Genomic DNA, 20,216 nt, shown 5'->3' with positions numbered 1-20,216 from the left:
TGCATTTATATAAGCACTTATATAAATTGCACCATGAATTTATATCAAAGTCTTGGTTACCTGGTTTTGGGCAGCAGGTTACGCCGCTTAAGCGAAGGTTTCCTGGCCGAAATCAACCGGGCTTACAAAAATGAGGGGATTGATTTTGATGCCAGCTGGTTCCCGGTTTTCTATTTATTGTCGAAGAACGAATCGCTTTCGATAAAAGAATTGAGTGAACAAACTGAAGTGTCGCACCCGGCCGCAAGCCAGCTGATAACAAATTTAAAAAACAGGAAACTGGTTACCAGCGTCACCAGTGCCGACGACGGCAGGCGGCAAATGGTGCAGCTAACCGATAGTGGCCGAACTTTACTTGCGCAGATACTGCCAGTTTGGGATGCCATACTATTAACTATGGAAGATGTGATTAACAACGACCCTGCGTGTAAGCATTTATTACCAAGCATCGGCGCGCTGGAAAACGCATTTAAAAACGTAAACCTGTCCGACAGGATAAGCGATAAACTGAATATAAAAGCCAGAGCCAATGAATAATACTTTTAACTATGGCAGCAGCCATTTAACCATAGGCACTTGCCTTGATATTGCAGCCGGAAAAGTAAAAGGCGTAATTGACAGCGATACAGCTGCAAAAATACAGGCATCATGGCGCGAGGTTGAAAAGATTGTGCACGCACAGCTCCCGGTTTATGGTATCAATACCGGCTTCGGTCCCTTGTGTGATACCCGTATCTCGGAAGCGGATACCTCACTATTGCAAAGCAATTTGCTAAAAAGCCATAGCGTGGGGGTGGGTAACCCCATTCCGCAGGAAATTGCCAAACTGATGCTGATTACCAAAGTACAGGCTCTGGCGCAGGGATTTTCCGGTATCGCGTTAGCGACATTGGAGCGTATTATTTGGCATATTGATAACAATATTATACCGGTAGTGCCTGAGAAAGGCTCCGTTGGTGCGTCAGGTGATTTAGCCCCGCTTGCCCACTTGTTTTTATCCTTACTTGGCTTTGGCGAGGTTTACGAAAACGGCGAACGCATGCCGGCCGCAAAAGCACTGGCAAAACATAGTTTGCAATCACTAATTTTAGGGCCAAAAGAAGGTTTGGCATTAATAAACGGCACCCAGTTTATCCTGGCATTTGCCATAAAAGCGGTTCAGCGTTTGGACGATGCTTTAAACCGTGCCGATGTGATAGGCGCCATGTCGCTTGAAGGGATGATGGGCTCTGCAAGGCCGTTTGACGAGCGGTTGCACCAGCTTAGGCCTTATAAAGGCACGAAACTTGTTGCCAAACGACTGGAGACATTGTTGAAGGATTCCGAAATCTGTAACTCACATGCAAACTGTGATCGTGTGCAGGATCCTTACTCGTTACGCTGCATGCCGCAGGTTCATGGGGCATCGCGCAATGCCTGGCTGCATTTAAAGGAATTGACCGAAATAGAGCTAAACTCCGTAACTGATAATCCTATAGTTTTTAATGCTGACGATACCATCAGCGGGGGGAACTTTCACGGGCAGCCTTTAGCCATGGTGCTTGATTACACCACAGTTGCGGCAGCAGAGCTTGGCAACATTGCCGACCGCCGCTGTTATTTAATGAGCGAAGGTCGCTACGGATTGCCAAAATTATTAACCAATAATGCCGGCTTAAACTCCGGCCTGATGATACCGCAGTACACCACAGCGGCATTGGTTACCGAAAATAAAACGCTTTGTTTCCCGGCCAGTGCCGACAGCGTGCCGACCTCGCTTGGGCAGGAAGATCATGTTTCCATGGGATCTATCAGCAGCAGGAAGCTGCACCAGGTAATTGATAACCTGGAATACATACAGGCCATCGAGTTGCTGTATGCTGCTCAGGCTATGGATTTCAGACGATCGCTAAAATCAACGCCGGTTGTGGAAGCATGCCACGCGCTGGTACGTGAAAACGTACCGCATATTGGCGATGACCGTATTTTTGCCGACGATATAAATGTTTTACACCAACTGGTGACCAACGGAGCATTCCTAACCACAATTAACAATACAGCTACGGCTAATAATATAAACTGGAACGATGACGAATTCGGAATTTATTAAAACCTACGCCAGCCATCCGGTGTACAAAGCACCGCGCGGCATGCAGTTGCATGCTAAAAGCTGGCAAACCGAAGCGCCTTTGCGCATGCTGCTCAACAACCTTGACGGACAGGTTGCGGAAAACCCCGATGAATTGGTGGTTTACGGTGGCATAGGCCAGGCAGCCCGCAACCCGGAAGCATTGCGTAAAATTATCGAGCTATTGCTTGAACTGGACGAACATCATTCGTTACTTGTACAATCGGGCAAACCGGTGGGGATAATCCGCAGTCACCCGGAAGCGCCGCGTGTGCTGATTGCCAACAGCAATTTGGTGCCTGCCTGGGCCAACTGGGAGCATTTTAACGAATTACGCTCAAAAGGATTGATGATGTATGGTCAAATGACTGCCGGCAGCTGGATTTATATTGGTACACAAGGTATTTTGCAGGGTACTTACGAAACATTTGTTGAAGCGGGCCGGCAGCATTTTAATAATGATTTAACAGGCAAGCTGATAGTTAGCGCCGGCCTTGGCGGGATGGGTGGCGCTCAGCCATTGGCAGCAACCATGGCAGGTGCTGTATTTTTAGGTGCGGATGTAGACGAAACCCGCATACAAAAACGCCTGGACAGCCAGTACATCGATAGGATGACGCATAGCTACGAGGAAGCTATTACCTGGGTAAAGGATGCGATGAAAAAGGGCGAAACCCTGTCTGTCGGCCTGGTTAGCGATGCCGGCGATATGCTGGAGCATTTGTTGAAGGATAATTTTGTCCCCGATATGCTCACCGACCAAACCTCGGCACATGACCCTTTGAATGGTTATATCCCTAACGGACTTTCACTAACGCTGGCTTCAGTTTTACGCAAAACAGACCCGGTGGAATATAAACGACTATCGTTAGCCAGCATGGCACGCCATGTTGGCCTGATGTTGCAGTTGCAAAAACGCGGCGCTATCACCTTTGATTACGGCAACAACCTGCGCGAGTTTGCACGCCAGGGCGGCGAAGGCGATGCCTTTAATTTCCCCGGCTTTACGCCGGCTTATATTCGTCCGCTTTTTTGTGAAGGTAAAGGACCGTTCAGGTGGGTGGCCCTTTCCGGTGACCCCGAAGATATTTTTACTACCGACCGTGCGCTGATGGAGCTTTTCCCGGATGATAAACCGCTGGCAAAATGGTTGACCAATGCAAAAGAAAAAATCTCCTTCCAGGGCTTACCTGCACGCATTTGCTGGCTGGGCATGGGCGACAGGGAAAAAGCAGGCCTTTTATTTAACCAGCTGGTAAAAACCGGCAAAGTAAAAGGCCCGATAGTAATTGGCCGCGACCATTTGGATTGCGGCTCAGTTTCCTCACCAAACCGCGAAACAGAATCGATGAAGGATGGCTCAGATGCTGTGTCGGACTGGCCTTTGTTAAACCTGATGGCCAATACAGCCGGCGGCGCAACCTGGGTGTCGTTTCATCATGGTGGTGGCGTAGGCATGGGTTACTCGCAGCACGCGGGCATGGTTGTACTGGCCGATGGAACGGACAGGGCAGCAACGTGCTTGAGCCGGGTATTGTATAATGACCCTGCCATTGGTGTTTTTCGTCATGCCGACGCAGGTTACGATAAGGCGAAGGAATGGGCGGAAAGGTTTGATTTGAAGGTGTGGTAGGAGGAAGTCCGAAAAGTCGCTTCCCCACGCGTCATTGCGAGGAACGAATCAACCTCTACGCAGGACATTCACGGAACCTGAATATTATAGTGACCTTGAAGCCGCTTTTTGGTCACCACAAAGTTTTTTGTACTTTGATTAGCATGTGCAGTCCGCCAGTTGGCGGATCGTTCCTCGCAATGACGATATGTAGAAATTTAGTATAAAATAAATGAAAACACTCCACGGTCCATTCACCCAAATACTGCCTTTAACGGGGATGTCGCTAAAAGGCGCGTTAACGGATGACCAACTACAGGTTATAACAGGAGGCGGGATATTGATTGAAGATGGGGTGATATTATCCGTTGGAGATTTTGAAACTTTACGCAAAAACAACCCATCGGCACAAATAAATGAGATCGAAACCCAGGCAGTGCTGTTACCCGGCTTCGTGGATTGCCACACGCATATTTGTTTTGCAGGCAGCAGGGCAAAGGACTACGCCATGCGCATACAGGGCAAAACCTATTTGGAGATTGCCAAAGCAGGCGGCGGCATTTGGGATTCGGTAACACAAACCCGCGCAGCGGATGAGGCAACGTTAACCGAATCATTATTAAAAAGGATTGAGCGCCACCTAGCCGAGGGTGTTACCACCATCGAAGTAAAAAGCGGGTATGGATTATCTGTTGAACAAGAGTTGAAACAACTGCGTGCTATTAAAGCGGCATCAACCCAAACAAAAGCAAGCATTGTGGCCACCTGCCTGGCTGCACATATGGTACCTAAAGATTTTTCCGGCAGCCAAACCGAATATTTGCAGCATGTATTAAACGATTTGCTGCCCATTATCAAAAAAGAAAACCTGGGAAAACGTGTTGATATTTTTATTGAGGAAAGCGCTTTCAATGATGATAATGCAACCATCTACCTAAACAAAGCTAAACGAATGGGCTTTGACATAACCGTACACGCCGACCAGTTTACCATTAGCGGCAGCAAGGTTGCGGTAAATGTTGGCGCAGTATCTGCCGACCACCTGGAAGCCAGCGGGGATAACGAAATAAAACTGCTGGCAGCATCGAATACTGTTGCAGTAACTTTACCCGGTGCATCGCTGGGTTTGGGAATGCAATATGCACCCGCACGTAAATTCTTGGATGCCGGCGCCTGCCTTGCCATTGCCAGCGACTGGAACCCCGGCTCGGCCCCAATGGGCGATTTGCTGATGCAAGCGGCCGTGATGAGCGCTGCCGAAAAACTGAACACTGCCGAAGTATTTGCAGGTTTGACTTATCGCGCGGCAAAAGCTTTAAATTTAACCAACCGCGGAACGTTAGCCACCGGCATGCGGGCTGATATACAGGCTTACCCGGTTAATGATTACCGGGAAATATTGTATCAACAAGGCAAACTTAAACCGCTGATGAATTTGATTAAATGATTATGTTATGAACAATTTTGCGGTGTGGATTCAAAATGTCGGAGGAGTAATATCAATTATTCTTCTGTTTACAGTTGGCTATTTTGCAACGTTTCGGACAAATGCATTTATGAGGTCTTATTTAAAATACGCCCAAAAGGACTATTTAAAGTCCCTGAAGAAAACATTCATCCTCGATAAATATTACCAGGCGTACACCAAGTATAATTATGAGCGGATTAAAAGACTATATCAAAGTAAAAGGCAATATTATGTGACAAAAGTGGTTGGTGTTTCTGCCATATTAATGGCTTTACTTATCTCGCTCGCCATTATTATGAATGCCCTACAACAATAAATTGATTTAACCATTTCAATGACTAATGACAATTGACCAATGACAAAATTAATCGAATGCGTTCCAAATTTCTCCGAAGGTGTAAACCTTGATATTATCAAACAGATTACTGACGAAGTTGAATCTGTCGAGGGTGTACGGCTGTTGAATGTCGACCCGGGTAAAGCTACCAATCGTACCGTAGTTACTTTTGTTGGTGAGCCCGGTCGGGTTATCGACGCTGCTTTTTTGGCGATAAAAAAAGCCGGTGAGTTGATTGATATGAGCAAACACAAAGGCGAACACCCCCGTATGGGCGCTACTGATGTTTGTCCGCTGATACCAATTGCCAATATCAGCATGGAAGAAACTGCGGAATATGCAAAGCAATTGGCTAAACGTGTTGGTGAGGAGTTAGGAATCCCCGCCTACTTGTATGAATATGCGCAGGCTGATAAAAAGCGGAATAACCTTTCGGTGATCCGGGCAGGCGAGTATGAGGGATTTTTTAAAAAGATAAAGCTGCCCGAATGGAAACCGGATTTCGGTCCGCAGGAATTGGATGCCAAACGCGGGGCAACGGTTATCGGCGCACGCGATTTTTTGATTGCCTACAATGTAAATTTGAATACTACAAGCACCCGCAGGGCAAACTCCATCGCCTTTGACGTGCGCGAGGCTGGCCGTGTAATGCGTGAAGGCGACCCGATAAATGGCAAAATAATCAACGACGAAAACGGCAAGCCGAAATCAATTCCCGGTTCATTAAAGTCGGTCAAGGCTATTGGCTGGTACATCGAGGAGTATGGCATCGCCCAAATTTCCATGAACCTTACCAACATCGAGGTTACCCCGTTGCACAAAGCATTCGACGAAGTGTGTACCAAAGCTGCTGAACGCGGTATGCGGGTAACCGGCAGTGAATTAGTAGGACTGGTTCCATTAAAGGCAATGCTCGATGCCGGGAAATATTTCCTGCTTAAGCAGCAGCGTTCGGTTGGGGTGAGTGAGAAAGAGCTGGTGAAAATTGCAATTAAGTCGATGGGGCTGTCGGAACTGTCACCTTTCATCCCGGAGGAAAGAATTATTGAATATTTACTTAAAGATAAGACATCATCCAAACTGGCATCGATGACATTGATCGATTTTGCCGACGAAACGGCGAGCGAAAGTCCGGCTCCGGGTGGTGGGTCAATATCTGCTTACATGGGTGCATTGGGAGCAGCCCTCGCGACCATGGTGGCTAACCTGTCATCGCATAAAAAAGGCTGGGACGACCGTTGGGAAGAATTCAGCAACTGGGCCGAAAAAGGGCAGCAATACAAAGATGAGCTGGTGCGCCTGGTTGATGAAGATACAGCCGCTTTCAATAAAATAATGGAGGCCTTCGGTTTACCAAAAGGGAACGACGAAGAAAAAGCTGCACGCGATAAAGCCATACAGGATGCCACCCGTTACGCCATTGAGATACCGTTTAAAGTAATGCAGGCGGCATACGGTAGCTTATCAGTAATCAAAGCCATGGCCGAAACAGGCAATCCAAATTCGGTTACCGATGCAGGGGTAGCCGCCCTTTGCGCCCGTAGCGCAGTTATCGGTGCATTTATGAATGTGAAGATAAATGCCTCGGGATATAAGGACAAAGCGTTTGTAAACGAGGTTATCACTAATGGTAACGAGGTTGAACAGAAAGCGATGAAACTGGAGGGAGAGATTATTGCAATAGTTAATAGTAAAATAGTTTAATAAATACGCTGTCCCTATTTTATCGTAATAAAGCAGGGACAGCCTAATTAACCCGTCGTTAGGCGTTGGTTGGATGTTTCCGGGTAAACCTTTTTACCACAATAAATACAATTCCCAATCCAGCCAAAATACTTCCCAGTTCCGCTAAATAATCGCCGTACAGTACATAGAAAGTAAGATCGGAATTTAGGTTGATGTTTTGTTTGATGGCGGTCCTGGTCCACCATTGGGTGTGTTGCACCAGATCGCCGCGCTGGTTAATGAAAGCGGAGATACCTGTATTGGCCGAGCGGCATACCCAACGGCGCGTTTCAATGGCCCGAAGCTTGGCGTAATCAAGGTGTTGATCCTTACCGGTGGTGTTTTCCCACCAGCCGTCGTTGGTGATGATGGCAATAAACTGGGCGCCTTTGTGTACTGAGGTGCCAATCCATTCTCCCCAAATTGAATCAAAACAAACAGCGGGAGCCACGCCTATGCCGCTTTGCGAATAAAATACAGAGGGTTCATCCTGCCGTCCGTAGCTACCTGTTGCACCGCCCAGTTGCGCAAATACTGGCTTCATGAAGGATAATGCATCGCCAAATGGCATCGCCTCGACTCCGGGAACCAGCTTTGATTTGTGATAAAACTGCACCTTTGCCGAGTTTTCGATATTTACTGCCGAGTTAAAGTTTTGATAATACTGGTGCGATTGCTCGTCATAATTTTCATTCCCGGTAATTGGTTTATTATACAGTTTAAAGGTTTCGGCGCCGGTAATAAGGTTGCCGTTTTTGAATTTATTTAAAAAACGCTGTGCACTTAAAAAGTAACCATTGCTGCGTATGGCGTCCTCATTAAACGGGTCGACTATGGCGGTTTCGGGCCATATGAAAAACTCGGTGTTGGGCTGGCCTATGGAATCGGACAGGTGAGTTAATATGCCTAATTGTTGCATAGCCGGCATAGTGCTTTCTTTAGCATACGGATCGATATTCGGCTGCACCACCACAACGTTCGAAGGATTTACCTGTTCATGGTAGCTGTAATAGCGGTAAAGCGAGACGCTTACCGGAACAACAAGCAATACAACAAAAGCCGAAATCAATCGCAGCTTTAACTTTTTATCCGCCGCCTCTTTCAATCCTATGTAAATTAAAAACAGCAGTACGTTTAATGCCAATATCCAAATGGTGCCACCATATACCCCTGTGTATTCATACCATTGCACCATTTGATGCGATACTGCAAAGCCATTTCCCAGTGTCATCCACGGGAAGGCCAGGGCCCAGGTTTGGTTGAGATATTCGTAAGCAACCCAAAAGCAAACCAACGCTGTAAGCGCAATGCCCCGGCTGCTCACCACCCGTAACCGGTAATAAAGCCATACGGCAAATGCCATTAACAACGGCCCCAAAGAGTAGGGGATAAACGACACCGGCAACGCAGCAAACCCGGCATCCTTTTTAATTGCATTGTAAACCCAGTATACCGATGCCGTGTTCCAAACAAAAAAACCCAGGAATGCAGTGCCGAAGATCTTCTTGCCTTTCTTTTTATAGTCGGAATTAATGATGTTTTCAATGGCAATAAGCATCGGCACAAAACCAACAAACAGCAGGAAAGTGGTGTAAGGCATTGGCGGCCACGCCAGCCAAAGCAATAAACCTGATGAAATTGTGAGAAGGATGTTTTTTTTCATTTAGTGTTACAAATATTAATTATCAACCCGTCATTGCGAGGAACGAAGCAATCTTTACGTAGGACAATCATGAACCTTATGCATGGCGGAACCGGTAAGCCGGCTAACAGGTTTCCACAAAGCTTATTACTCCCTGGTTAGCATGTGCAGAGATTGCTTCGTTCCTCGCAATGACGTACTCTGTTATTTTTATTTTTAAGCCTTCCCTGCCACACATATCACAAACTCCCCTTTAACCGGGTGCGTTTCAAAATAAGTTTTTACTTCGGCAACGGTACCCCTAACTGTTTCTTCGAACATTTTCGTGAGTTCGCGCGATACGGAGAGTTGCCTGTCGGCACCAAAATAAGTGGCCATCTCGTCGAGCGTTTTTAACAAACGGTGCGGCGATTCGTATAGTATAATGGTACGGTCTTCAGTGGCTAAGGTTTTATACCTGGTTTGTCGCCCCTTTTTCAACGGTAAAAAGCCTTCGAAACAAAAGCGGTCGGTAGGGAAGCCGGAATTTACCAGCGCGGGCACAAACGCCGTTGCACCGGGCAGGCATTCAACAGCAATATCGTTTTTTAAAGCCTCGCGTACCAGGTAAAAACCCGGGTCGGATATGGCGGGAGTGCCTGCATCAGATATCAGTGCAATGTTTTTCCCCTCCTTTAAAAATTTTACGATCTCGTTGGATGACTGGTGCTCGTTATGCTGATGGTGCGAAAATACCTTTTGGTGAATATCAAAATGCTTTAGCAGCGGCGCCGATGTGCGCGTGTCTTCCGCCAAAATCAAATCAACTTCCTTCAAAATACGGATAGCCCTGAAGGTAATATCCTCGAGGTTGCCGATAGGGGTAGGGACTAAGTATAGTTTTCCAGTGGAGTTCATGTTTTTTTGGTCCATAGACCATGGACAATAGACTATAGCCATTAGTTTTCTCAGAGGTTGCTGTCCGCAATCTCAAATTACTATGGACTATCGACTATTGACTATGGACTTATTTATATCTTTGCCTAAAAAATAAAATAATGCTGCAAGTTAGTTATATCCGCGATAACAGGGAACAGGTTTTGGAACGTTTGGCTGTAAAAAATTTTAAACAGCCAGAATTGGTTGACGAGGTGATTGCATTAGACAATGAAAGACGGTCGACTCAAACTACCCTGGATAATACTTCCGCCGAAGCCAATACTGCAGCAAAGCAAATTGGCGAGTTGATGCGCACAGGTAAAAAGGATGAAGCAGAAGGACTGAAAGCAAAAACAGGCGCCTGGAAAGAAGACATAAAAAAGCTTGGGGAACAACTATCAGCTATAGAAGAAGACCTTTACCAAAAGCTGGTACTGCTGCCCAACCTGCCGCACAGTTCGGTACCTAAGGGCCTAACGCCGGAGGAAAACGAAGTTGTATTGCAAAACGGAGCAAAGCCTGAATTACCCGAAAATGCCCTGCCGCATTGGGAGCTGGCTGCAAAATATAACCTGATTGACTTTGAACTGGGTGTTAAAATAACCGGTGCCGGTTTCCCGGTATACAAAAACAAGGGTGCCAAATTGCAGCGTGCTTTAATTAATTACTTTATTGACGAGGCTGAAAAAGCAGGTTACAGCGAAGTAAGCGTACCGTTAATGGTGAACGAAGCATCAGGGTTTGGTACCGGGCAGTTGCCGGATAAGGAAGGGCAAATGTATTATGTAACCGAGGATAAGCTATTCCTGATACCTACTGCGGAGGTGCCTATCACCAATATGTACCGGGATGTGATTTTAAAGGGAGAGGATTTGCCGATGAAAAACTGCGGACATACTCCATGTTTCCGCCGCGAGGCCGGTTCTTATGGTGCCCATGTGCGGGGCTTAAACCGTTTGCACCAATTTGATAAAATAGAAATTGTGCAGGTAGCACATCCTGATAAATCATATGAAACACTGGAACAGATGAGCCTGCATGTTCAGAGTTTGTTGCAAAATCTGGGTCTGCCTTATCGCGTGCTGCGGTTATGTGGTGGCGATATGGGTTTTGCTTCGGCTTTAACTTATGATATGGAGACCTGGAGCGCGGCGCAACAACGCTGGTTGGAGGTATCGTCTGTTTCGAACTTTGAAAGTTTCCAGAGTAACCGTTTGAAACTTCGTTTCCGTAATGCTGAAGGAAAAACGCAATTGGCACATACACTTAACGGCAGCGCATTGGCTTTACCACGTATTGTGGCAACGTTGCTAGAAAATAACCAAACTGAAAGAGGTATTAAAATACCAGAAGTGTTGGTGCCTTATACAAAATTTGAGTGGATAGATTAGGTTTAGAGAATAAAGGTTTGTGATTAGAGATTAGGAGGAACGGCCGCTTGAATGGGGGGAGATAGCAATATTTTGTAGAGACGCAATTTTTGCGTCTCTCGCTGAAAGGGAACAATGTCGTACGTAAATTGTGCCGAACCGGCTTGCGCTATTAGTGCGTAGCGCTAATTACCCATTTTACAATGGAAGCATCGATTACCGAGTTAAAGGTGCTTAACAATGATTTACTTTTTGCGTTTTCCGTAAGCTGTTCGCGATAAATCAAGTGGTCGACCCCCAACACTTTCAAAAAGCTGTCGGTTTTTTCGTTAGCCGAGTTTTTGAAACAGCAGATTTTTATCTTATTGTAAAACTTATTCGTTTTTAACCGGCGTAAGATTTTTTCAAGATCCTTACCTATAAAGTCATAATCAAATACAATTACGTCAGGACTTTGCTCATAAATTGATGGAAACACGCTGCTGGTTGCAGTAACGTGCCTTACATTGGTATAATCAGCCAGCAGCTGATTAGGGAAAATTTCAGGTGCAACCAATAGTACCTTTTTGAAGCGTGTACGGATCATGCTCGGAATAAATTAGGGTCTATAAATATAAATTGTAAAATTCACATTGTCAAGTGATTAATGGCAGCTGTCAGGCACTTGAAGTGGGGTGTATTTTCTACAATTGCACCTTAAAAACTCTAAAAATACGAGGATATTGATCGATTTTAATTAAAAGTTAACTAACTACACTATTAATGGAGTTTTCGCAAACAAAAAGATGTTGATAAAGTGCATTGTAACATGAATATTACAACTTTTAGGAATACTTTATTTCGCTGGTTTTTGATTTTTTTATCAAATGGCTTGCAATTTTATAAAAATTGCAATATGGCTTGGGTAACATTCAGGAGAATATTAATTTAATATTCTCCTGACGTTAAATTACTTATTAACAATTTCGAAGACAGCGTTGATCTGAAAACTCAGTTTTATTGTTTTAAAGTCAATATCTGATTCAGCGGGAGCCGCGTTTGCCATCAGCGCCTTGTTTGCGTACATCATTGGCCGGGGCGCCTGGTAATTGCCATTATCAACTTCAGTAATGCTGATGGCGTCGCCAACCTTGTCATTAATGCTTGCTAATAAATAACCTGCTTTTTCCTTTGCAGCTAGTAGCGCCTGTATTTTTAATTCCTTTTTCAGGTCAGTCATTTTTGAATAGTCGAAACTCTCGATATTGGTAGATTGAATGCCCTTAGGGTCAACCTTGTTTAATATCTGGTTATACTTGTTCAAATCATGAAACTTGATCAGGTATTGTTTGCTTGCCAAAAAGTCGGGTGTTTTTTTCTTGTTCCAGGTATTGTTCCATGCCGAAACACTGTTGATGGTGAAATCTTCCTTTGGCATACCTGCTTCCTTTACCGCGCTTTCCAATTGGCTCTCCAGCTGATCAATAGTAATTTTTTTCTTGCCGTCGAGGTATTCCTGTAGCGAGATGGAAACATTAATAATGTCAGGAGTAACCTCTTTTTCGGCGATGCCGCTTACTTCAATTTTCCGGCGTAAATCAACCGCCTGTGCAAATGTGCTGCCGGTAATTGCTACCAGCGCTATTAAAATGAATAATTTTTTCATGGTTGTTATTTTATAAGTAGACAATAATTGCAAAGGTAGGTTTAAAGTCGGAAGTCGGAAAGTTAGTAAAGACCGAAAAGTCCGGAAAGACGGAAAGTGGAAAAGGCTGTACCAAGATTTAGGGGGTCTGAAAGCGATGTCTGTTATACGATCAGTGCTTTGGTGTGCGCTACGGGTAAGATAAATAGCCGACCCAAAAAATCTTTTAGTCTATCAAAAAAACTGGTTTGTAGGGCTGGTTTTATTATTTCCTTTACGGGGTTAGCCTGGCCGCTATTGTCATCGTTATCTGGCATAAAGTAATTTTCAATCAGTACTATTTCGCGGATTGTAGGGTCGCGGTTTACGATGTCGTCAAGTTCAGTAAGCTCGTTAAAAGTAGCTTTGCCATCCCTTTGTCTTTTTATTAAAATTTCATAGCGTTCCTGTAAAAAGGTGCGGCGTATCAGGGGTTTACGATGGCTCATTTTAAATATTATTTCTTAAATAATATTGCTCAAACCGCGTGCCGTAGTTGTATATTATTGATTTGTAGTTAATTATAAATATATTAACTGTTCGCCTGCACTATTCTGATACAATATACTGTTCGTTTCCGGGCGGAACAAGCGGAGGAATTAATGATGATTTTCGCATACTTAGCGTAAAATATTGAAATTCATTGTGTTGAAGTGAAAATATTTATCCAGAACTGCGTATGCTGCCTTTAAACGTAACATGTATGCCGGCAAAATGTAAACGATTATGCTTTTTCATTACATTTGATTTTACTTGACCCCATTATGAAGATAAATTATTACCACTTTGCGTGCCTCGCGTTGGTTATTTTTGCTGTTGGTTGTAAGCAGGAAACAAAAGAAACAAGTGTAATCAACGGCGATGAAATAAAAAGTCACATCGCTGTGCTTGCCAACGATTCGCTGATGGGCCGCAAGCCTTTTACCGCTGGCGAAACAAAGGCTATTGCCTACATCTCATCACAATTTAAAAAGGAAGGGCTGGAGCCGGGTAACAACGGAAGTTATTTCCAGGACGTGCCAATGGTTGAGGTCACCAGCACACCATCCGCAACCATGAGCGTTAGCGGTACAAAGGGGGATTTCAGCCTTAATTATATGTCTGATTTTGTGGCCTCCACACGGCAGGAGGTTCAGGAAGTACAGCTTACCAAATCGCCATTGGTTTTTGCAGGCTATGGAGTGGTGGCGCCGGAATATAAATGGAACGATTACGCTGGTCTTGATGTAAAAGGCAAAACTGTAGTGGTACTAGTAAACGACCCGGGATTTAAATCGGGAAGCAGTACCCTGTTTAAAGGGGACACTATGACCTATTACGGACGGTGGACTTATAAATATGAAGAAGCAGCACGCCAGGGGGCGGCGGGTATTATCATTGTGCACCAAACAGAACCGGCAAGCTATGGCTGGAGCGTGGTCGCTAACAGCTTTACCGGTGCCAAGCTTTATTTGCAGGAAAAGGATAAACACATGTCGCGCTGCAAAGTAGAGGGTTGGATCACCGAGGATGCTGCCAAAAAAATGTTCGCCGCAGCAGGTATCACCGGCGATTTCAGGGCGATAGCACGTAAAAAAGATTTTAAGGCTATACCGTTAAATATGACGGCGACGGTAACTGTTAAAACTAAATTGAAATATTCTACATCGCATAACGTAATTGCTGTTTTAAAAGGTACCACAACTCCCGGAGAATGTATACTTTATACAGCTCACTGGGACCACCTGGGCATTGGTAAACCGGATGCCAAAGGCGACAGTATTTATAATGGCGCTGTTGACAATGCCAGTGGCGTAGCAGCAGTTTTAAACGTTGCCAAAGCATTTGCACAACAAAAAGAAAGGCCGAAGCGCTCCATTGTATTTTTAGCGGTAACAGCCGAGGAGCAAGGGTTACTGGGCTCGGAGTACTATGCATCGCACCCGATATTTGCGCTTAACAAAACCGTGGCTGATTTAAACATGGATGCTTTAGGCAGCTACGGCAAGACGAATGATTTTGCAATTACCGGCAAGGGTCAAAACGATCTGGATGATTATGTCGCTGAATTTGCAAAAACAGATGGAAAAAAGTTAACCGGGGATAAAAACCCCGGCGCGGGCGGTTATTACAGGTCGGACCATTTTAACTTTGCCAAGGTTGGCGTGCCTGCGCTTGATATGAATAATGGCGCCGAAAGCACCGCGCTGGGTGAAGCCTACGGCAAGCAAAAGCAAAAAGAATATGGCGATTTACATTATCACCAGCCATCAGATAGCTACACGCCGGATATGGATGCCAATGGCATGGCCCAGGTAGCAAACCTGCTATTTAAAGTAGGTAATAAGCTTGCCAATGAAACCACCTTCCCGGGTTGGAAAGCCGGTTCGGAGTTTAAGGCCGTAAGGGAAAAATCAATGGGGGGGAAGTAGACAATGAAGATTTTGTCATTGCGAGCGAGGTACGAGCGCGGCAATCGCGAACTTTACAGAGTGAACTTGCATAGTTCGCGATTGCTTCGTTCCCCGCAATGACAATGGAGTACGCCAAAATAACAAAAGCTCCATCCGCCAATCGCGGATGGAGCTTTTGCTTTTGATATATGATGGAGTCGGGGAGTTTTTCAGGTATTATGTATTGCGCTCCCCTGGTTGTGAATTTTAGTTGTTCATTTTGCCTATGTGATAGCAATCATAAGCTAACAGCCTGTTATAATCGTTAGCGATGCTTTTGTAGCTAAAGGCATCGATCAACGTACCGATACCGAGGAAACCGCCGGTTACTAAAAATAGCAAACCTAAAAGTATCTGGTTGGTCATGAAACGCTGTATGCCGGCTAAGCCCATGAAACCGAATAACGTGCCTACTAAAATGTCTGTCGGGTTTTTACGCCGGCTGGTATAAACGGCCATAAAAGTTGTCATTTGGTTTTGGGTCAACCCGGCAGATGCGTGATGAATAAAGCTGTATTCATCCATTGTGATGCCTGGAAATGCTGCGTATGAGTTTTGATAAGTATTCATTTCATTACCAGATTTAGTTTTCATTTTATTTATGATGTAAAACTATAGCCTGGCGGGCCAAATGGCAATGCGAATTAGGTTAGTGACTGTAACTTGTCGGTAAATGGTGGTTTTTTGGCGGTGAAAGTTTTGATGTGCGGATGTGTGGATGTGCGGATGGAAAGCTTAAAGGTCTTATCCTGAAATAGGTTTACCCTTTCATTGCACTACAGCGTTCCGTTTTCCCACACCGAACACCCCGAACATGTATAATATGCTGATTGTCAAACATTTTAAATTTTCGATTTTGCAACAGCCTGATCGTCAGCGATTTAATTTAGGGTTTACAGACAGGGTTTACAGTATAGCCCGGAACATTGGTAATTCGCTAATATCCAATATATTATAAAAATAAAGGGCTTTACACCTGTAAACCCGCTGGGATTTACAGAACAACTTGTATAACGATTTTGTCTGTTTTAACTGAACGATATGGTGCCAGGTGTTCCATTTTTACAACATCCGGAACTCTGTGAAACATGCTGATTATCAACAGTTCTACTTTTTATCCCATTTGCACAGCGTTCCATTGACTTTTGGAAAGTGAATCAATTTGGATATATCTTCTCATATCGTAGATTTGTTATTATGGAAAATTCATCCAGTAAAGCCAATAATCAAGAACCTTCATCAGAAGAGGTTAAACAGTCGGTTATCGACGGTCAATTAGCTTATAAAAATGGCGAAACCGACCAATTTACAGAGATTGACCGTAAAGACTTATGGAAGTAGCTTCTAAACTCATTTTACGCCAAACATTTTAAATAAAATAACCCTCAACCTCTCTGCAAAAAATTATATCCCTATCTTCTTCTAACGTAGTTTCAGCTTCATCATAAGGGTCAGTACTGAGATAAAACCCTTTTTCCGACTTGAAAAATTTATACCTCTCCACAGTATAAAATGTAAAAGTGTTATTCCAATAGAATTCATACTCAGTCACCCCGATAAAGTGCAGTTTTAAAACCTTATCGTCTTTAAACCGGTGATAGGGCAATGAGAAATATACGTCGATAAACACGACATAATCTTCGATGTAAACGTCGAATCGCGTTATCATAGAATCAAGTATGTAAAACTTTTCAGAGTAAGACCGCCGAATTAATTCTTCGTTTTTGTCAATATATTCCAAAAAAAAAGGCTCCCTTAAGGAGCCTTTAAATTACAAATACTTTTTAAACTTGTGATGCTAAAGATACGTGCTTTAGTAATTTGCACATCCGCACATCAAAAATCCGCACATCAATCTCACGTTCCGTATTCCGGCGTGGTTACTTCGCTTTCTTCAAACTCGTAATCGGTTAGCGGCGGGCAGCTGCAAATAAGCGTCCTGTCGCCATATGTATCGTTAACACGACCCACCGATGGCCAGAATTTGTAGGCCGAAACGTAAGGTAGCGGGAATGCAGCTTTTTGACGGCTGTATGGATGCTCCCATTCGTTGGCAGTTATTACTGCAGCGGTATGCGGTGCATTTTTTAGCGGGTTATCAGTTTTATCCAGCAGGCCTTTCTCTACATTGTCAATTTCGTGACGGATAGCTATCATCGCATCGCAGAAACGGTCTAACTCGTGCTTCGGCTCCGATTCGGTTGGTTCAACCATTACGGTACCGGCAACAGGGAAGGATACGGTAGGGGCGTGGAAGCCGTAATCCATCAAACGTTTGGCAATATCAGTAACCTCGATGCCGAAGTTTTTGAATGCGCGGCAATCCAATATCATTTCGTGCGCGCAGCGGCCGTTGGTGCCTGTGTATAATACTGGGTAGTGATGCTCTAAACGCGTTTTAATGTAATTGGCGTTTAATATGGCATAACGGGTAGCATTGGTTAACCCATCACCGCCCATCATAGCAATGTATGCGTGCGATATAATCAATATAGATGCCGAGCCCCAGGGAGCAGATGACACGGCGTGGATTGATTTTCCTTTATCGATATCAACCACGGCATGCCCCGGTAAGTAAGGAACCAAATGCTTGGCTACGCCGATTGGGCCCATACCAGGACCGCCACCACCATGCGGAATACAAAATGTCTTATGTAAATTCAAGTGGCAAACGTCAGCTCCGATATTGGCCGGACTTGTTAAGCCTACCTGTGCGTTCATGTTAGCGCCGTCCATATAAACCTGGCCGCCGTTTGCATGTATAATTTCGCAGATCTCGATGATAGATTCTTCGAATACACCATGGGTAGATGGGTAAGTTACCATCAGACATGAAAGCTCGTTTTTATATTGTTCAGCTTTTGCCTTTAAATCGGCAACGTCAATGTTTCCGTTGTCATCGCACCTAACTACCACAATCTTCATCCCGGCCATTGCTGCAGATGCAGGGTTGGTACCGTGTGCAGATGATGGGATAAGAGCAATGTTTCGGTGACTGTCGCCGCGGTCGTTATGGTAAGCGCGGATAACCATCAGGCCGGCATATTCGCCTTGTGCACCGGCGTTTGGCTGCAGGCTCATAGCCGCAAAGCCGGTAATTTCGCTCAGCCAGTTGTTCAGCTCATCAAATATTTCCATGTAACCACCCACCTGGTCGGTCGGTGCAAACGGGTGCATCTTACTGAATTCGGCCCAGGTAACCGGTATCATTTCGGTGGTAGCATTCAGTTTCATGGTGCACGAGCCTAACGCTATCATCGAATGACAAAGCGAAAGGTCTTTTGCTTCCAGCGATTTTATATAACGCAACATTTCGTGTTCTGAATGGTGCGAGTTAAATAAAGCATGGGTAAGATAAGCCGAAGTCCGCTGCAAATCAGCCGGGATAACTGTAGTCAAGTTTCCTTTCAGCTCATCAAAGCTTACATCGTTTAACGTTTTGCCTTTAACGCGTGCAAAAAAGCGAACGATAGTTTTGATATCTTCCGGCGATGTAGTTTCATCAATAGAAATAGTAACAACCGAACCTTTAAAGTTAAAGTTCATCTCGTTGTTAATTGCCTCTGCATGAACCGGGCCGGCAAGGCTGCCTAAATCAAACTTCAGCGTATCAAAATAGGCTTCGTTTAGTTGCCCGTAACCTAATTGTTTTAATGATTCGGCCAATAAAATAGTTAAGCCGTGTATCCTTTCGGCAATCAGCTTAACGCCTTTTGGGCCATGGTAAACGGCATACATGCCGGCCATAATTGCCAACAAAGCCTGAGCTGTACAAATATTCGAGGTTGCTTTATCCCTGCGGATATGCTGTTCGCGGGTTTGCAAAGCCATGCGCAACGCATAATTGCCTGCGCTATCGATAGTAACACCTATGATACGACCGGGGATTGAACGTTTATATTCTTCTTTTGTAGCAAAAAATGCAGCATGTGGCCCGCCAAAACCCATTGGTACGCCAAAGCGTTGGGTACAACCAACCACAATGTCGGCGCCCCACTCGCCCGGAGGGGTAAGCAGCACCAGGCTCATAATGTCGGCAACAACGGTTAGTTTAATGCCTTTTTCATGACCCTTTGTAGCAAAGTCTTTATAATTATAAACAGCGCCATTACCTGCAGGGTATTGAACAATAGCACCAAACATATTGTCGGTTAATTCAACGGTTTGGTGGTTGCCGATCAACAGCTCGATGCCGTAAGGCTGGGCACGGGTTTTTAAAATGTCAATAGTTTGAGGGAATACCTCTTCTGAAACAAAAAATATGTTTGCTGCAGCGTTTTTACGCGTGCTGTATTGCATAAACATGGCTTCGGCGGCAGCCGTGCCCTCGTCGAGCAATGAGGCGTTTGCAATTTCCATCCCAGTAAGGTCTACAACCATGGTTTGGAAGTTTAGCAGCGCCTGTAAACGGCCTTGTGCAATTTCGGCCTGGTATGGAGTATATTGGGTGTACCATCCTGGGTTTTCAAGGATGTTGCGTTGTATAACGCCGGGTACAATTACGTCATAATAGCCCTGGCCTATAAACGATTTAAACACCTTGTTTTTTGATGCAGTTTGCCTTAACGCTGCCAGGTAATCAAATTCGCTTTTTGCCGGCGGCAGGTTTAGCGGGGCTTTCAGCCTTATCTTTTCAGGGATGGTTTGGCTTATCAGTTCATCAAGCGAAGTAACGCCTGTAGCCTTTAACATTTGCGCGGTATCAGCTTCGTTAGGAGCTATATGGCGCGCCTGGAATTTCTCCTGGTAGTCAATATTCAACTTCATCAAATGGGTGGTCAGTTATTTTGGTGCAAAGGTACAATTTTATCAATTCAGTATCAATTGGTAACACTAAGTACTGATGATTTTACAGTGGGATGTAGTTCATAGCTGATCCCGCACGTGCGGGATCAGCTATGAACTAACCAACATGAATAAAAAAATAGTATTTTGCTTCATG

Annotated in this window: 17 protein-coding genes; 9 read left to right on the top strand and 8 right to left on the bottom strand. The window is 44.8% G+C overall.

What is annotated here, in order from left to right; all coding sequences use genetic code 11:
* The first annotated feature begins 33 nt into the window (after positions 1 to 33).
* From NAF19_RS05465 to ftcD, 6 genes are all read left to right on the top strand, one after another.
* Positions 34 to 537 (top strand): MarR family winged helix-turn-helix transcriptional regulator, encoded by a 504-nt coding sequence (locus NAF19_RS05465; protein WP_252788808.1) that lies wholly within the window; start codon positions 34 to 36, stop codon positions 535 to 537.
* Positions 530 to 2,089 (top strand): histidine ammonia-lyase, encoded by a 1,560-nt coding sequence (hutH, locus tag NAF19_RS05460; protein WP_252788807.1) that lies wholly within the window; start codon positions 530 to 532, stop codon positions 2,087 to 2,089. Before NAF19_RS05465 ends, hutH begins: the two co-directional genes overlap by 8 nt.
* A complete protein-coding gene (hutU, locus tag NAF19_RS05455) occupies positions 2,067 to 3,740 on the top strand; it encodes a urocanate hydratase (RefSeq protein WP_252788806.1) in 1,674 nt (557 codons plus the stop codon). Before hutH ends, hutU begins: the two co-directional genes overlap by 23 nt.
* A 211-nt stretch (positions 3,741 to 3,951) precedes the next feature.
* Positions 3,952 to 5,166: an imidazolonepropionase gene (hutI, locus tag NAF19_RS05450; protein WP_252788805.1), complete on the top strand. Its 1,215-nt coding sequence runs from the start codon at positions 3,952 to 3,954 to the stop codon at positions 5,164 to 5,166.
* Positions 5,167 to 5,275: 109 nt separating this feature from the next.
* Positions 5,276 to 5,503, top strand: a complete 228-nt coding sequence (locus NAF19_RS05445; RefSeq protein ID WP_252788804.1) for a hypothetical protein — start codon at positions 5,276 to 5,278, stop codon at positions 5,501 to 5,503.
* A 39-nt stretch (positions 5,504 to 5,542) separates the two neighbouring features.
* The gene (gene ftcD, locus NAF19_RS05440) at positions 5,543 to 7,228 is read left to right on the top strand and encodes a glutamate formimidoyltransferase (RefSeq protein ID WP_252788803.1); all 1,686 of its coding nucleotides are present in this window, start codon (positions 5,543 to 5,545) and stop codon (positions 7,226 to 7,228) included.
* A 58-nt stretch (positions 7,229 to 7,286) separates the two neighbouring features.
* Here ftcD and lnt read toward each other — a convergent pair whose 3' ends face one another.
* Together lnt and rsmI are read right to left on the bottom strand one after the other, a co-directional pair.
* Positions 7,287 to 8,912 (bottom strand): apolipoprotein N-acyltransferase, encoded by a 1,626-nt coding sequence (gene lnt / locus NAF19_RS05435; protein WP_252788802.1) that lies wholly within the window; start codon positions 8,910 to 8,912, stop codon positions 7,287 to 7,289.
* A 195-nt stretch (positions 8,913 to 9,107) separates the two neighbouring features.
* Entirely contained in the window at positions 9,108 to 9,803 is a 696-nt protein-coding gene (gene rsmI / locus NAF19_RS05430) for a 16S rRNA (cytidine(1402)-2'-O)-methyltransferase (protein ID WP_252788801.1), read from the bottom strand.
* Between the two features lie 125 nt (positions 9,804 to 9,928).
* Between rsmI and serS the strand changes: the two genes are divergently transcribed.
* Entirely contained in the window at positions 9,929 to 11,200 is a 1,272-nt protein-coding gene (serS, locus tag NAF19_RS05425) for a serine--tRNA ligase (RefSeq protein WP_252788800.1), read from the top strand.
* Between the two features lie 151 nt (positions 11,201 to 11,351).
* Here serS and NAF19_RS05420 read toward each other — a convergent pair whose 3' ends face one another.
* The 3 genes from NAF19_RS05420 to NAF19_RS05410 all read right to left on the bottom strand — a co-directional run bounded on the left by NAF19_RS05420 (position 11,352) and on the right by NAF19_RS05410 (position 13,291).
* Positions 11,352 to 11,765: a hypothetical protein gene (locus NAF19_RS05420; protein WP_252788799.1), complete on the bottom strand. Its 414-nt coding sequence runs from the start codon at positions 11,763 to 11,765 to the stop codon at positions 11,352 to 11,354.
* A 363-nt stretch (positions 11,766 to 12,128) separates the two neighbouring features.
* Positions 12,129 to 12,824 carry an SIMPL domain-containing protein gene (locus NAF19_RS05415; protein WP_252788798.1) on the bottom strand — a complete coding sequence of 232 codons (696 nt, stop codon included), beginning with the start codon at positions 12,822 to 12,824 and terminating at the stop codon, positions 12,129 to 12,131.
* Positions 12,825 to 12,967: 143 nt separating this feature from the next.
* Positions 12,968 to 13,291: a hypothetical protein gene (locus tag NAF19_RS05410; protein ID WP_252788797.1), complete on the bottom strand. Its 324-nt coding sequence runs from the start codon at positions 13,289 to 13,291 to the stop codon at positions 12,968 to 12,970.
* 315 nt (positions 13,292 to 13,606) lie between these two features.
* Here NAF19_RS05410 and NAF19_RS05405 point away from each other — a divergent pair, with 315 nt between their 5' ends.
* Complete coding sequence (locus tag NAF19_RS05405; RefSeq protein WP_252788796.1) at positions 13,607 to 15,253, top strand: M28 family metallopeptidase; 1,647 nt, start codon at positions 13,607 to 13,609, stop codon at positions 15,251 to 15,253.
* Positions 15,254 to 15,481: 228 nt separating this feature from the next.
* Here the strand turns inward: NAF19_RS05405 and NAF19_RS05400 are convergent, their stop codons facing one another.
* Entirely contained in the window at positions 15,482 to 15,868 is a 387-nt protein-coding gene (locus NAF19_RS05400) for a TM2 domain-containing protein (protein WP_252788795.1), read from the bottom strand.
* 603 nt (positions 15,869 to 16,471) lie between these two features.
* On the opposite strand from NAF19_RS05400, the gene NAF19_RS05395 reads away from it, so the two are divergent.
* Entirely contained in the window at positions 16,472 to 16,615 is a 144-nt protein-coding gene (locus NAF19_RS05395) for a hypothetical protein (RefSeq protein WP_252788794.1), read from the top strand.
* 28 nt (positions 16,616 to 16,643) lie between these two features.
* On the opposite strand, the gene NAF19_RS05390 is transcribed toward NAF19_RS05395, so the two are convergent.
* Positions 16,644 to 16,943 carry a hypothetical protein gene (locus NAF19_RS05390; protein ID WP_252788793.1) on the bottom strand — a complete coding sequence of 100 codons (300 nt, stop codon included), beginning with the start codon at positions 16,941 to 16,943 and terminating at the stop codon, positions 16,644 to 16,646.
* Between the two features lie 188 nt (positions 16,944 to 17,131).
* Complete coding sequence (gene gcvP, locus NAF19_RS05385) at positions 17,132 to 20,041, bottom strand: aminomethyl-transferring glycine dehydrogenase (RefSeq protein WP_252788792.1); 2,910 nt, start codon at positions 20,039 to 20,041, stop codon at positions 17,132 to 17,134.
* Positions 20,042 to 20,216: the final 175 nt, after the last annotated feature.

The sequence above is a fragment of the Mucilaginibacter flavidus genome (assembly GCF_024055575.1).
In the GTDB taxonomy this organism is placed as follows: Bacteria; Bacteroidota; Bacteroidia; order Sphingobacteriales; family Sphingobacteriaceae; genus Mucilaginibacter; species Mucilaginibacter flavidus.
Note: the sequence above shows the minus strand (reverse complement) of the source record. Positions and strands in the feature narration are given on the sequence as shown.

Bases quoted from the DNA above. Each gene is read 5' to 3' on its own strand.
- NAF19_RS05415 (WP_252788798.1), bottom strand. From the start codon at position 12,824: ATGAAAAAATTATTCATTTTAATAGCGCTGGTAGCAATTACCGGCAGC.
- hutH (WP_252788807.1), top strand. From the start codon at position 530: ATGAATAATACTTTTAACTATGGCAGCAGCCATTTAACCATAGGCACT.
- NAF19_RS05405 (WP_252788796.1), top strand. From the start codon at position 13,607: ATGAAGATAAATTATTACCACTTTGCGTGCCTCGCGTTGGTTATTTTT.
- lnt (WP_252788802.1), bottom strand. From the start codon at position 8,912: ATGAAAAAAAACATCCTTCTCACAATTTCATCAGGTTTATTGCTTTGG.
- NAF19_RS05410 (WP_252788797.1), bottom strand. From the start codon at position 13,291: ATGAGCCATCGTAAACCCCTGATACGCCGCACCTTTTTACAGGAACGC.
- ftcD (WP_252788803.1), top strand. From the start codon at position 5,543: ATGACAAAATTAATCGAATGCGTTCCAAATTTCTCCGAAGGTGTAAAC.
- rsmI (WP_252788801.1), bottom strand. From the start codon at position 9,803: ATGGACCAAAAAAACATGAACTCCACTGGAAAACTATACTTAGTCCCT.
- hutU (WP_252788806.1), top strand. From the start codon at position 2,067: ATGACGAATTCGGAATTTATTAAAACCTACGCCAGCCATCCGGTGTAC.
- NAF19_RS05395 (WP_252788794.1), top strand. From the start codon at position 16,472: ATGGAAAATTCATCCAGTAAAGCCAATAATCAAGAACCTTCATCAGAA.
- hutI (WP_252788805.1), top strand. From the start codon at position 3,952: ATGAAAACACTCCACGGTCCATTCACCCAAATACTGCCTTTAACGGGG.
- NAF19_RS05445 (WP_252788804.1), top strand. From the start codon at position 5,276: ATGAGGTCTTATTTAAAATACGCCCAAAAGGACTATTTAAAGTCCCTG.
- NAF19_RS05420 (WP_252788799.1), bottom strand. From the start codon at position 11,765: ATGATCCGTACACGCTTCAAAAAGGTACTATTGGTTGCACCTGAAATT.
- NAF19_RS05400 (WP_252788795.1), bottom strand. From the start codon at position 15,868: ATGAAAACTAAATCTGGTAATGAAATGAATACTTATCAAAACTCATAC.
- NAF19_RS05465 (WP_252788808.1), top strand. From the start codon at position 34: ATGAATTTATATCAAAGTCTTGGTTACCTGGTTTTGGGCAGCAGGTTA.
- gcvP (WP_252788792.1), bottom strand. From the start codon at position 20,041: ATGAAGTTGAATATTGACTACCAGGAGAAATTCCAGGCGCGCCATATA.
- serS (WP_252788800.1), top strand. From the start codon at position 9,929: ATGCTGCAAGTTAGTTATATCCGCGATAACAGGGAACAGGTTTTGGAA.
- NAF19_RS05390 (WP_252788793.1), bottom strand. From the start codon at position 16,943: ATGATAACGCGATTCGACGTTTACATCGAAGATTATGTCGTGTTTATC.